Origin of the sequence: Nocardia jiangsuensis (genome assembly GCF_042650385.1) — a bacterium.
In the GTDB taxonomy this organism is placed as follows: domain Bacteria; phylum Actinomycetota; class Actinomycetes; order Mycobacteriales; family Mycobacteriaceae; genus Nocardia; species Nocardia jiangsuensis.
Window position 1 is genome coordinate 53,894 of record NZ_JBHSAX010000013.1, and the last position, 12,376, is coordinate 66,269.

Here is a 12,376-nt window from a genome sequence, read left to right on the forward strand (position 1 = left end):
CTCAGAGCGTATCGGAGTAGTCCGACACCGAGCGCGGAGTTTTTCCGGCCTTCGTGACCGGGGCCGCGGCGTCGACGCCGGACGGCCCATCGATGGAGGAGGCCTCCTCGTCGTCGAGCGCGCCGAGGCCATCCGCGCTGTCGCGGCGGGCCTTCCGGCCGTCGTTGAACCGGGAGATCTGCACCGCGACCTCGAAGAGCACCGTCAGCGCGAGGGCGAGCGCCAGCATGGAGAACGGGTCCTGCGGGGTGACGATGGCGGCGAAGACGAAGAGCCCGAAGACAATGCCGCGCCGCCAGGCCTTGAGCTTGACGTAGCTGAGCACGCCGACCAGATTCAGCCCGATGATCAGCAGCGGGAACTCGAAGCTCACGCCGAAGATCACCAGCAGCTGGATGATGAAGCCGAAGTACTGCGAACCGCTCAGCGCGGTGATCTGCACATTGTCGCCGATGGTGAGCAGGAAGCTCAGGGCGTGCGCGACGACGACGTAGGCCAGCACCGCGCCGGTCACGAAGAGCAGGGTGCCGATGACGACGAAGCTCACCGCGTAGCGCCGCTCCTTGGCGTACAGCCCCGGGGTGATGAACGCCCAGATCTGGTACAGCCAGAACGGCGCCGAGAGCACGATGCCCGCGGTCATGCCCACCTTGAGCCGCAGCATGAACTGCTCGAACGGACCGGTGGCGAGGAGCCGGCAGGCGCCGTCCGTGGTCAGCGCGGCGCGCGCCTCCGGCGGCAGCGAGCAGTAGGGGCCGCGCAGCAGCTCGCCCAGGCTCTCCAGCCCGAAGAAGGAGTGCGAGTACCAGAGGAAGCCGATGACGGTGCCCAAGGCGACGGCCGCGATCGCCTTGAGCATGCGGCTGCGCAGTTCGTGGAGGTGCTCGACCAACGACATGGTGCCGTCGGGGTTCGTCCGGCGCCGGCTGCGCCGCGGATCGAACGGGATTCGCATGATCGGTGAGGCCCCTGGCTAGCCGCGCGGCGCGGCACCTGCCGGCTGCGTCGTGGATGCGGAGTGGTGCGTGGTGACGGTGGCGAACGACCGGCGTCCGCGCCCGGCGTGCCGTCCGGCGCCGCGGCGCGCTGGCCCGGCCGCCGACCGGACCGCTTCCGGCCCCGCGGAGCGGCGGGCCGGCCTCGTCAGAGCGACTTGGTCTGCGTCGTCGGCTCGGTGACCGGCGCCGGCTGCGGCGCCGCGGCGGGCAGCTGCTGCGTCGGCTCGGCGGCCTGCTGCTGCGGCGCCGCCTGCTGGCTCCCGCTCTCGTTCTGCATCTGGCTGACCTCGCTCTTGAAGATGCGCAGCGAGCGGCCGAGGCCGCGGGCGGCATCCGGCAGCCGCTTCGCGCCGAAGAACATCACGAAGAGCGCGGCGATGATCAGCCAGTGCCAAATGCTCAGACTGCCCATTGTTCTACCTCCCGAAGCTGTGGTAGGTCCGATGCTACCGGACCCGGATAGGCGGGACCGCGTGTTGCGGTCAGCATTTGCGGGCGACCGCCATCAGATGCCGGACTCGGTCAGCCCGGCCTCGGCGTACGCGGCCAGCGCGGCGGTCGAGCGGTCGCGCACCGCCGCGACCAGTTCCGGCGGCCCGAGCGCGGTCACCCCGGAGCCGAAGCCGAGCAGCAGCCGCGCCATCCAGTCCAGGGTGGCGAAGCGCATGGTGGCCTCCAGCCCGCCGTCCGGGTTCGTGCGCACCCGGTGCATCGGGTACTGGTCGAGCACCCAGGCGTGCTCGGCGCGGATCAGCAGCCGGGCCAGCGGCACCGACGGATCGTCCTGGAAGAGGTCGAGCCCGGCGGCCCGGTCGGTGGCGTCGCGCGGCGGCGCCGCGGGTTCGTCGAGCTCGGTGGCGCCCTCGATCCGGTCGAACCGGAACAGCCGCACCCCCTCGGCCTGCCTGCACCAGGCCTGCAGGTAGCTGTTGTCGTCCACCAGCACGATCCGGATCGGGTCCACCACCCGCTCGGCCACCTCGTCCCGGCTGGCCGAGTAGTAGACCAGCCGCAGCGCCCGCCCGTCGGCCAGCGCGGCGCGCACGGTGGCCACCTCGGGCGGCTCCACCGGCGGCTCGGCGCCGGGCAGCACCGACGGCGCCGGCGCGGCGCCGGTGATCGCCGCCTCCAGCTTGGCGATGGCGGCGTAGGCGGCGCTCGGATCGACCATGCCCGGCATGTCCACGATCGAGCGCAGCGCCACCAGCAGCGCCGTCGCCTCGGTCGAGGTCAGCCGCAGCGGGCGGTCCATACCGGCGGAGAAGGTGACCTCGATGCTCTCCTCGGAGAAGGAGAGGTCGATCAGGTCGCCGGGGCCGTAGCCGGGCAGCCCGCACATCCAGAGCTGGTTCAGATCGCTCATCAGCTGCTTGGTGGTGACGCCGAGGTCGGCGGCGGCCTCGGCCGCGCTGATCCCCGGGTTGGCGATCAGGTACGGCACCATGTTCAGCAGCCGGGCGAGCCGCACGGAGAGCCTGCTGGTCACAGCGCCACCTCGGTGCGGTCGAGGACCGAGCGGAGCCGCGCGACCACATCGGTGCGCAGCTCCTCCGGCCCGATGACCAGCGCGTCCGCACCGAGCCCGGTGATCAGCCCGACGAGCCAGCCCAGGGAGCGCACCGGCAGCTCCACCACCTCGCCCTTACGGCCTGCGAGCTCCTTCGTCCCGGTGACGGTGCCGCGCCTGCGCAGCTCGCGGCCGCGGCCGTCGGCCACCCAGACGGTGGCGGTGCCGACCACGGGGGAATCCTCGGTGACCCGGCCGACCACCTCGCGCAGGTCGACCCCGTCCGGTCTGCGCACGGTGTTCTCCGGGCCGTACGCGGTGATGTCGTCGCCGATCCGGGAGAGCCGGAAGGTGCGCACGGCGTCCCGGTCGCGGTCGTGCCCGACCAGGTACCAGCGGCCCCGGTGGGTGACGACGCCCCACGGCTCGACGTCGCGCATGAGGTAGGGGGCGTTGAACCGGGCCCGGTGCTCGAAGCGCACCGCGCGCCCGGCGTCCACCGCGGCCAGCAGCTTGTTCAGCACCGGCTCCGACCCGCGGGTGCGCGCCGGGACGGCGGGCACCGAGGCGATGGCGGCGTCGGTCTCCACGTGCACACCGGCGGCGCGCAATTTGAGCAGCGCGCCCTCCGCCGCGGCGGCCAGCTCCGGTGACTCCCACATCTGCACGGCGACCGCGACCGCCGCCGCCTCCTCACTGGTGAGGTCGATCTCCGGGAGCTCGTAGGCGTCCCGGTTGATCCGGTACCCCTCCACCGAGGTGAATCGGCCGACCGGCCCGACCTCCAGCGGGATGCCGAGATCGCGCAGTTCGTTCTTGTCCCGCTCGAACATCCGGCTGAACGCGTCGTCGCTGGCCGAGTCCTCGTACCCGGCGACGCTGGTCCTGATCCGCTCGGCGGTGAGGAACTGCCTGGTCGACAGCAGCGCGATGACCAGATTCATCAGCCGTTCGACCTTGGATATCGCCACCCGATAGAGGGTAATGGACGGCCGTCACATGGATGCGATGAGCCGATCCACGCGCTCGTCCACCGAGCGGAACGGATCCTTGCACAGCACGGTGCGCTGCGCCTGGTCGTTCAGCTTGAGGTGCACCCAGTCGACGGTGAAGTCCCGTCCCGCCTCCTGGGCGGCGGTGATGAAATCGCCGCGCAGCTTGGCCCTCGTGGTCTGCGGCGGAGTCTCCACCGCGGCGTCCACCGCCTCGTCCTCGGTGACCCGCTTGGCCAGCCCCTTGCGCTGCAGCAGGTCGAAGACGCCGCGGCCGCGCTTGATGTCGTGGTAGGCGAGGTCCAGCTGGGCGATCTTGGGATCGGAGAGCTCCATGCTGTAGCGGTCCTGGTAGCGCTGGAAGAGCTTGCGCTTGATCACCCAGTCGATCTCGGTGTCGACCTTGGCGAAATCCTGCGCCTCCACCGCGTCCAGGGTGCGCCCCCACAGGTCGACCACCTGGTCGACCTGCGGGTCGCGGTCGCGGTTGCGCAGGTGCTCGACGGCGCGGGCGTAGTACTCGCGCTGGATCTCGAGCGCGCTGGCCTGCCTGCCGCCTGCCAGCCGCACCGGGCGGCGACCGGTCAGGTCGTGGCTGACCTCGCGGATGGCGCGGATCGGATTGTCCAGGGCGAAATCACGGAAGGAGACGCCTGCCTCGATCATCTCCAGGACCAGGGACGCGGTGCCGACCTTGAGCATCGTCGAGGTCTCGGCCATGTTGGAGTCGCCGACGATGACGTGCAGCCGGCGGTACTTCTCCGCGTCGGCGTGCGGCTCGTCGCGGGTGTTGATGATCGGGCGCGAGCGGGTGGTCGCCGAGGAGACGCCCTCCCAGATGTGCTCGGCGCGCTGCGACAGGCAGAAGGTGGCCGCCTTCGGCGTCTGCAGCACCTTGCCGGCGCCGCAGATCAGCTGCCTGGTGACCAGGAACGGGAGCAGCACGTCGGAGATCCGGGAGAACTCGCCCGCGCGGACGACGAGGAAGTTCTCGTGGCAGCCGTAGGAGTTTCCCGCGGAGTCGGTGTTGTTCTTGAACAGGTAGATGTCACCGCCGATGCCCTCCTCGGCGAGCCGCTGCTCGGCGTCGATGAGCAGGTCCTCCAGCACCCGTTCGCCTGCCCGGTCGTGCGTCACCAGCTGGGCGAGGCTGTCGCACTCGGCGGTGGCGTACTCCGGGTGTGACCCGACGTCGAGATACAGCCGGGCGCCGTTGCGGAGGAACACATTGGAACTCCGGCCCCAGGAAACCACCCGGCGGAACAGGTACCGGGCCACTTCGTCGGGGGACAGCCGACGGTGACCGTGGAAGGTGCACGTGACACCGAACTCGGTCTCGATCCCCATGATTCGTCGCTGCACTCCATCGACATTACAGCTCTTCGTGCCGGTGGCGGGGCTGTCGGCGGAAGCCCGTTGCCTACGTTCTCGCAACGATGCCCGGTCGGGCCGGGTAAAGAACGGCCCCGGGCGGTCCGGACACGAAAAATTTCCGGTGCGGAAATGATCGCGGGGCCGCGCCCGGCACGCCCCTGACGGGCCTGCTCGACTCACCTCCGGGCGTGGCCGATCGCCCCGCCCGGCGACCCGGGCCACCGCCCGCGAGGGGACGCACCGCGCGGTGCGTCCCCCAGCGGTCAGGAGGGTGAGCCGTTGCCCTCGGTGGGCTTCTCGTCACCGTCGGCGGTGGATTCCGCGGTGGCGGAGAGCAGTTCCTGCAGCGCGGCGTCGGCGATCCGGCGGAAGGTGCGGCGCGGCCGCGCCTGCTCCAGGTTGGCGACCTCGAGCGAGCTGACGCCGAGCACCCGCTTCTCCTTGTCGGCGCCCTCCGGCTGCCCGCCCTGCAGCGCGTTCACCGCGACCCGGACCGCGGCGGCCAGGTCGAGCCCGGCCCGGTAGGACTCCTTGAGCGCGCTGACGATCGGCTCGGTGGTGCCGCCCATCACGACGAACTCGCGCTCGTCGACGATCGAGCCGTCGAAGGTGACCCGGTAGAGCACCGACTGCGGGTGCTGCTCCGGATAGCCGACCTCGGCCACGCACAGCTCGACCTCGTACGGCTTGAGCTGATCGGTGAAGATGGTGCCGAGCGCCTGGGCGTAGGCATTGGCCAGCGCCCGGCCGGTGACGTCGCGCCGGTCGTACTGGTACCCGCGCACGTCGGCCTGCAGGATGCCGGCGCGGCGCAGATTCTCGAACTCGTTGTACCGCCCGACGGCCGCGAAGCCGATCCGGTCGTACAGCTCGCTCACCTTGTGCAGCGTGGCGGAGGGGTTCTCCGCGACGAACAGCACGCCCTTGTCGTAGACCAGCACGATGACGCTGCGCCCGCGGGCGATGCCCTTGCGTGCCAGCTCGGTCTTGTCCCGGACGATCTGTTCGGCGGAGGCGTAGTACGGCAAGGTCATGCCCCGGAACTCCCTTCCCCGGCAGCGCGGCCGGCCCCGTCCTCGATCGCGGCCCGGCCGGCGACCGCCTCGGCGGCCTCCCGCGCGGCGACGATCGCCCTGGTGATCTCGAGCAGGCGTTCCTCGGTCACCTCGGCGGCGCCGTCGGCGTCGATCACGACCGCGGTCGGGAAGATCCCGCGGATCAGATCGGGCCCGCCGGTGGCGGTGTCGTCGTCGGCGGCGTCGAAGAGCGCCTCCACCGCGATCCGCAGCGCGCGGGACTGGTCGATGCCCTTGGCGTACAGCTTCTTCAGCGACGACTTGGCGAAGGTGGAGCCGGAGCCGACGGCGGCGTAGCCGAAGCGCTCGTCGCTGCGCCCGCCGACGACGTCGTAGGAGACGATGCGGCCCGCCCGGTCCGCGTCGGTGGCGTACTGGTCGAAGCCGACCAGCATCGGCACCACCGCGAGCCCCTGCATGGCGGCGGGCAGATTCTCCCGCACCATCTTGGACAGCTTGTTGGCCTTGCCGTCGAAGGTGAGCGAGACGCCTTCGAGCTTCTCGTAGTGCTCCAGCTCGACGGCGAAGATGCGCAGCATCTCCACCGCGAGCCCCGCGGTGCCCGCGATCCCGGCCGCCGAGAACGAGTCGGTGATGTGCACCTTCTCCATGTCCCGGCTGGCCAGCAGGTTGCCCATGGTGGCCCGGCGGTCGCCCGCGATCAGCACGCCGCCGCGGAAACTGACCGCGACGATGGTGGTGCCGTGCGGGGCGAGCTCCGACACGCCGGTACCACCGGCGTGGCCGGTGGTACCGCCGGACGCGGCGAAGCCGTTGCCCGGCAGCAGCTCCGGTGCGTTCGCGCGCAGGTGGTCGGTGAACGAGGAGGTCGCGTATCCGAGCTGGAGCCGCGCCGGGTCACCTGCTGTCACTGGCCGCCCTTCTGCACGTACGCGCGGACGAAGTCCTCGGCGTTCTCCTCGAGCACGTCGTCGATCTCGTCCAGCAGGTCGTCGGTCTCCTCCGCGAGCTTTTCGCGGCGCTCCTGGCCTGCGGCCTCGGCGCCGTCCTGGCCGTCGTCGTCGCCACCGCCCCCGGTGCGCTTGGTCTGCTCTTGTGCCATGGCAGCCGACCTCCCTCTTCCTCGTCACGGCCGTAGCCGCCTCCGCACTGTGCGTGCGCGTGTCTCAACACTACCCAGCCCCGCCGACAGCAGGGACCTTTTACCTACGTGGTGAGCTGTTCCACGAGGTCGGCGGCGGTCTCGACGCCGTCCAACAACTTCCCGACGTGCGCTTTCGTGCCCCGGCGCGGCTCCAGCGTCGGGATCCGGACCAGCGAGTCGCCGCCCAGGTCGAAGATCACCGAATCCCAGCTCGCGGCGGCGATGTCGGCGCCGAACCGGCGCAGGCACTCGCCGCGGAAGTAGGCGCGGGTGTCGGTCGGCGGCTCGGTCATCGCGGCGAGCACCTGCTGCTCGGTGACCAGGCGCTTCATCGAACCGCGGGCCACCAGCCGGTTGTACAGCCCCTTGTCCAGCCGGACATCGGAGTACTGCAGGTCCATCAGGTGCAGCTTGGGCGCGGCCCAGCCCAGCCCCTCGCGGCTGCGCATGCCCTCCAGCAGCCGCAGCTTGGCCGGCCAGTCCAGCAGGTTGGCGCATTCCATCGGGTCGCGCTCCAGCAGGTCGAGCACCATGGCCCAGTTCTCGATGATGTCGCGTACGCGCGGGTCGTCGTCGCCGGTGTGCTCGACGAAGGCCGAGACCCGGTCCAGGTAGATCCGCTGCAGCGCGAGGCCGGTGAGCTCGCGGCCGTCCTGCAGCGCGACGGTGGCGCGCAGCGTCGGGTCGTGGCTGATGGTGTGCACGGCGGTGACCGGGCGGGCCAGCTGCAGGTCGGAGAGGTCGGCACCGCTCTCGATCAGGTCGAGGACCAGCGCCGTCGTGCCGACCTTGAGGTAGGTGGACATCTCGGCCAGGTTGGCGTCGCCGATGATGACGTGCAACCGCCGGTACTTGTCGGCGTCCGCGTGCGGCTCGTCGCGGGTGTTGATGATGCCGCGCTTGAGCGTGGTCTCCAGCCCGACCTCGACCTCGATGTAGTCGGAGCGCTGGGACAGCTGGAAGCCGGCTTGGTCGCCGGACTGGCCGATGCCGACCCGCCCGGAGCCGGTGATCACCTGCCTGGAGACGAAAAACGGGGTGAGCCCGACGATGATCTGGTTGAACGGGGTGGCCCGGTTCATCAGGTAGTTCTCGTGGGTGCCGTAGGAGGCCCCCTTGCCGTCCACGTTGTTCTTGTACAGCTGCAGCCGCGGCGCGCCGGGAACGCTGGAGGCGTGCCGCGCGGCGGCCTCCATCACCCGCTCCCCCGCCTTGTCCCAGATCACCGCGTCCAGCGGGTCGACGACCTCGGGGGCGGAGAACTCCGGGTGCGCGTGGTCGACGTAGAGCCGGGCGCCGTTGGTCAGGATCATGTTCGCCGCGCCCACCTCGTCGGCGTCGATGACCGGCGCCGGGCCGCTCATCCGGCTCAGGTCGAAACCGCGCGCGTCCCGCAGCGGCGACTCCACCTCGTAGTCCCAGCGCGTGCGCTTGGCGCGGGGCACACCCTCGGCCGCCGCGTAGGCCAGCACGGCCTGGGTGGAGGTGAGGATCGGGTTGGCCGACGGCTCGGTGGGGGTCGAAATGCCGTACTCGACCTCGATTCCGATGATGCGCTGCATCCTTCGAGCGTAGGCGACCGACGCCGATGTCATCCGAAGGGTCGTCCTTCGCGCGGATGCGGACGCCGAGCGGCCGTACACTGTGCGCATGCTCTCCGGCCACCGTGCGCTGCCCGCGATTCTCGCGGCGCTCGCGGCGGTGGTCATGCTCGTCCTGCCCGCCGGGCTGAGTTCGCCGGCACCGCAGGCCGCGATGCAGGTCGCGGCGGTACTCGCGGCCGCGCTGGTCGTGGCGCTGCTGGTCACCCGCGGTGACCGGAGCGCGCTGCCGCCGATCCCGCGCACCGGTCCGCCGCCCGCCGCGCAGCAGCGCAGGCGCGGCGACTTCCTGCGGCAGAGCAACCCCGGCACCCCCGGCCGCCCGCGGCCACGGGCACCCGGCGCCGCGCGCGCCTGAGCGGTCGTCCCGGCCCCTCGGCGCTCGCCGTCGTCCGAAATCCGCCCGTGCGCCCGTGCGCACGTGTTCGTGAGGGGTGTCCCCATGCTCGACTTCGTCTATTTCCCGGTGTCCGCCCTGCTCCTGGCAGGCCACACCGCCACCGCCGCCCTGCTCGGCAGCGCACTCGCCTGGATCGCCGCAGTGGTACTGCTGGTGATCGCGGTGCGCGCGGCGCTCTACCCGGTGGTCCGCGGACAGGCCCGCCGCTCGGTCACCATGGACCGGCTCCGGCCGGCGGTGGAGCAGATCCGCCGCACGCACACCGACCCGCGGCGGCAATCCGCCGAGCTGCGCAACCTGTATGCCGAGCACGACGTCCGGCTGTTCGGCGGCTTCCTGCCGATGCTCGGGCAGGCGCTGCTCTTCCTCGGCCTCTTCCACGTGCTGCGCTCGTTCGACCGCACCGCGGCGGCGGCGCTCCCCTTCGGCAGCACGGCGCAGCCGCTCAGCCCCGAGCTCAACGCCGCCACCGCGAACTATCTGCTCGACCCCGGCCACGTGCAGTCGTTCCTCGGGGCCGACCTGTTCGGCGCCCCGCTCTCGGCCGCGCTCGCCGGTGCGGGAGCCCCGCAGGCGATCGCGCTGGTCGCCGTCCCGCTGGCGCTGCTCGCGGCGGTCGCGGCACACGTCACCGCGCGGATGACGCTGCGCCGCGGCGCGGGCAGGCCGACGCTGCCGATGCTGCGGCCGCTCACCCTGTGGGTGCTGCCCGGCACCGCCCTTGCCGGTGCGGCGCTGCTTCCGGTGGTCGTGCTGGTGTACCTGGCGACCAACGCCGTCTGCACGCTGACGCTGCAGTTCCTCGCCTACCGCGGGCTACCCTCGATCGGTGGCTGATGGAGCGGGAGCCGAGCTGATCGCGGTGTACGACGCCGATGGCCGGGTCACCGGCAGCGCCGAGCGGGCCACCGTCTACCGGGAGGGGCTGTGGCACGCCAGCGCGGGCGTGCTGGTGCGCTCCGGCGACGGCAGCCGGGTCTACGTGCACCGCAGGACCGACAGCAAGCTGGTCTTCGCCGGGATGCACGACTGCCTGGCCGGCGGCGTGGTCGGGCCGGGCGAGACCACGGCCCGGACCGCCGAGCGGGAGCTGGCCGAGGAGCTCGGCATCGTGCTCACAGGCGGCGTCGGGGCGCGCCCCGCGGCCAGGGTGTCCTGGGACGGGCGGTGGCAGGGCGCGCCGATGCGCTGCCACCTGTTCGCCTACCTGGTGCGCTGGGACGGCCCGATCCGGCACCAGCCGGAGGAGATCGCCGACGGCTGGTGGTGGACCGACGCCGAACTCCGCGCGCACCTCGCCGATCCGGCCTGGCCGTTCGTACCCGACACCAGGCTGCTGGTGGACGACCTGCTCAGGACGTCGAGCTGACCGACCCGGCCCAGGCCGCGAAGGCACCGGGGTTGCGGGTCTGCAGCAGCACCCGGCCCGGCCCGACGAAGTCGAAGACGAAGCCCTCGCCGGACTTCAGCGACTGGATCGAGCGCCCGGAGACGGCGCGCCGGATGGTGAAGTTCATCGCCAGGTCGTAGGCGACGACGTGCCCGGTGTCGATGGTGACCGGCTCGCCCGGCTGCAGGTCGATGCTGTCGATGGCGCCGAAGACGCCGACCACCACCTCGCCGTCGCCGTGTGCGCGCAGCCCGAAGCCGCCCTCGCCGCCGAAGAGGTTCGCGAAGCCGCCCCACTTGCTCTCCACCTGCACCGCGTGCGAGTTCGCGATCCAGCCGCCGCGGCTGATGAAGTACGGCCGGTCCTGGGTGATCTGCAGGTTCAGCACGTCACCGGGGAGCGCGGGCGCCACGTCCACCCAGCCGCCCTGCTGCGGCGCGGTGAAGGTGGAGACGAAGAACGACTCGCCGGCCAGCACCGACCGCTTCAGCCCGGCCAGGATGCCGCCCTCGGCCTTGGCCTGCAGCGCGACCCCCGCCGAGTGCGCGACCATGGCGCCGCTCTCCACCCGCATGGGCTCGCCGCCGGCGAGGAAGCACCGTGCGACGGCGGAGGCGGGGCTGTGGCGCAGTTGTACCTTCATGGTCGGCGACCCTACCGTCCGGCGGCAGAACCGAGGCGGGCCAGCGCTTCCGGCGTCCTGGCGACGACGGCGCCGCCGTCCGGGGTGAGCACGATCGGGCGTTCGATGAGCACCGGGTGCTCGGCCAGGGCCGTGATCCAGCGCTCGCGCTCCGCCTCGGTGCGCGGCCACTCCTTCAGCCCGAGCTCCTTCGCCACCGCCTCGCCGGTGCGGGTGATCTCCCACGGCTCCTTCCCGAGCCGCGTCAGCACCGCACGCAGCTCGGCCGCGGTGGGCGGATCGTCCAGGTAGCGGCGCACGGTGTACGCGGCGCCGATGCCGTCCAGGTGGGTGGTGGCGGCGCGGCTCTTGGTGCAGCGCGGATTGTGCCAGATCTCGGATGCGGCGGGCATGGCCGCAGCGTACCGCTGCGATCGGGCACCGGTCCCGGCGAAGCACGGCGCCGGACCCGGGTGGGATGGCAAGATGCGGGCCGCATCGATCGACCCCGCGACACCCCGAAAGCGAGCACGCCCGGTGAGCTGCGTTCCGCCGCCCGTTTCCCCCGCGTCCCCCCGGCCCGCGCCGGGCCGACCCCGATTCCGCGCCGCCCTGCTGGCCGCGCCGCTGCTGGCCGCGCTCATCAGCGCCGCGCCCGCCACCGCGATTCCCGTCCCCGCGCTCTGCGCGCTGCCCGGCCCCGCGGCCCCGACCGGCCAGCAGTGGCAGGCCGAGCCGCCGCTCACCGTCGAGCCTGCCGCCTATGTCGCGACGCTCAACACCACCTGCGGCCCGCTCACCCTCGAGCTGAACGGCGCCGCCGCGCCGCGCACGGTGAACTCGTTCGCCTTCCTCGCCGCGCAGAAGTACTTCGACCACACCGCCTGCCACCGGCTCACCACCGAGGGCATCTTCGTGCTGCAGTGCGGCGACCCGACCGCGAGCGGCACCGGCGGCCCCGGCTACCGGTTCCCGGACGAGAATCTGGCAGGCGCCGTTTACCCGGCGGGCACCGTTGCCATGGCGAATGCCGGGCCCGGCACCAACGGCAGCCAGTTCTTCCTGGTCTACCGCGACTCCCAGCTGCCGCCGAACTACACCCCGTTCGGCCGCGTCACCGCCGGGCTCGACCTGCTGAACGGCATCGCCGCGGCCGGCGTCCTCGGTGGTGGTGGCGACGGCGCCCCCGCCGTCCCGGTGGTGCTCGACAGCGTCACGGTCGCCAAGGCCTGATCGGCGCCGCCGGCGCCCGGCCGCGTGATGGGGCCGGGTCGGCAGCGTCCCCCGCTTCCGACCGTCGACGCCAGTGGG

15 protein-coding genes are annotated in these 12,376 nt (G+C 72.0%); 4 read left to right on the forward strand and 11 right to left on the reverse strand.

Features of this window, described 5'->3' with window-relative positions; genetic code table 11:
* Position 1: 1 nt before the first annotated feature.
* The 9 genes from tatC to dop form a co-directional block, all read right to left on the reverse strand.
* On the reverse strand, positions 2-955 hold the full coding sequence (gene tatC / locus ACFO0B_RS11845; RefSeq protein WP_378612445.1) for a twin-arginine translocase subunit TatC: 954 nt from the start codon (positions 953-955) through the stop codon (positions 2-4).
* 188 nt (positions 956-1,143) lie between these two features.
* On the reverse strand, positions 1,144-1,410 hold the full coding sequence (gene tatA, locus ACFO0B_RS11850) for a Sec-independent protein translocase subunit TatA (RefSeq protein ID WP_378612446.1): 267 nt from the start codon (positions 1,408-1,410) through the stop codon (positions 1,144-1,146).
* A 93-nt stretch (positions 1,411-1,503) separates the two neighbouring features.
* Positions 1,504-2,484 (reverse strand): helix-turn-helix transcriptional regulator, encoded by a 981-nt coding sequence (locus ACFO0B_RS11855; RefSeq protein WP_378612447.1) that lies wholly within the window; start codon positions 2,482-2,484, stop codon positions 1,504-1,506.
* On the reverse strand, positions 2,481-3,476 hold the full coding sequence (locus tag ACFO0B_RS11860; RefSeq protein WP_378612448.1) for a helix-turn-helix transcriptional regulator: 996 nt from the start codon (positions 3,474-3,476) through the stop codon (positions 2,481-2,483). Before ACFO0B_RS11860 ends, ACFO0B_RS11855 begins: the two co-directional genes overlap by 4 nt.
* A gap of 24 nt (positions 3,477-3,500) precedes the next feature.
* Positions 3,501-4,859: a Pup--protein ligase gene (gene pafA / locus ACFO0B_RS11865; protein WP_233018996.1), complete on the reverse strand. Its 1,359-nt coding sequence runs from the start codon at positions 4,857-4,859 to the stop codon at positions 3,501-3,503.
* Positions 4,860-5,134: 275 nt separating this feature from the next.
* Positions 5,135-5,905 (reverse strand): proteasome subunit alpha, encoded by a 771-nt coding sequence (gene prcA, locus ACFO0B_RS11870; protein WP_378612449.1) that lies wholly within the window; start codon positions 5,903-5,905, stop codon positions 5,135-5,137.
* Complete coding sequence (prcB, locus tag ACFO0B_RS11875; protein ID WP_378612450.1) at positions 5,902-6,819, reverse strand: proteasome subunit beta; 918 nt, start codon at positions 6,817-6,819, stop codon at positions 5,902-5,904. Before prcB ends, prcA begins: the two co-directional genes overlap by 4 nt.
* Positions 6,816-7,010, reverse strand: a complete 195-nt coding sequence (locus tag ACFO0B_RS11880) for a ubiquitin-like protein Pup (RefSeq protein WP_378612451.1) — start codon at positions 7,008-7,010, stop codon at positions 6,816-6,818. Before ACFO0B_RS11880 ends, prcB begins: the two co-directional genes overlap by 4 nt.
* A gap of 104 nt (positions 7,011-7,114) precedes the next feature.
* Positions 7,115-8,614 (reverse strand): depupylase/deamidase Dop, encoded by a 1,500-nt coding sequence (dop, locus tag ACFO0B_RS11885; RefSeq protein WP_378612452.1) that lies wholly within the window; start codon positions 8,612-8,614, stop codon positions 7,115-7,117.
* An 88-nt stretch (positions 8,615-8,702) separates the two neighbouring features.
* On the opposite strand from dop, the gene ACFO0B_RS11890 reads away from it, so the two are divergent.
* From ACFO0B_RS11890 to ACFO0B_RS11900, 3 genes are all read left to right on the forward strand, one after another.
* A complete protein-coding gene (locus ACFO0B_RS11890) occupies positions 8,703-9,011 on the forward strand; it encodes a DUF6412 domain-containing protein (RefSeq protein WP_378612453.1) in 309 nt (102 codons plus the stop codon).
* An 84-nt stretch (positions 9,012-9,095) separates the two neighbouring features.
* Complete coding sequence (gene yidC / locus ACFO0B_RS11895) at positions 9,096-9,890, forward strand: membrane protein insertase YidC (RefSeq protein ID WP_378612454.1); 795 nt, start codon at positions 9,096-9,098, stop codon at positions 9,888-9,890.
* Positions 9,883-10,422, forward strand: coding sequence for an NUDIX hydrolase (locus ACFO0B_RS11900; RefSeq protein WP_378612455.1), 540 nt, complete (start codon positions 9,883-9,885; stop codon positions 10,420-10,422). Before yidC ends, ACFO0B_RS11900 begins: the two co-directional genes overlap by 8 nt.
* Here the strand turns inward: ACFO0B_RS11900 and ACFO0B_RS11905 are convergent.
* Both ACFO0B_RS11905 and ACFO0B_RS11910 read right to left on the reverse strand, forming a co-directional pair.
* Positions 10,406-11,086 (reverse strand): TIGR00266 family protein, encoded by a 681-nt coding sequence (locus ACFO0B_RS11905; protein ID WP_378612456.1) that lies wholly within the window; start codon positions 11,084-11,086, stop codon positions 10,406-10,408. The genes ACFO0B_RS11900 and ACFO0B_RS11905 overlap by 17 nt on opposite strands.
* 11 nt (positions 11,087-11,097) lie before the next feature.
* Positions 11,098-11,478, reverse strand: a complete 381-nt coding sequence (locus ACFO0B_RS11910; RefSeq protein ID WP_378612457.1) for an arsenate reductase family protein — start codon at positions 11,476-11,478, stop codon at positions 11,098-11,100.
* Positions 11,479-11,602: 124 nt separating this feature from the next.
* On the opposite strand from ACFO0B_RS11910, the gene ACFO0B_RS11915 reads away from it, so the two are divergent.
* Positions 11,603-12,298: a peptidylprolyl isomerase gene (locus ACFO0B_RS11915; RefSeq protein WP_378612458.1), complete on the forward strand. Its 696-nt coding sequence runs from the start codon at positions 11,603-11,605 to the stop codon at positions 12,296-12,298.
* Positions 12,299-12,376 lie beyond the last annotated feature (78 nt).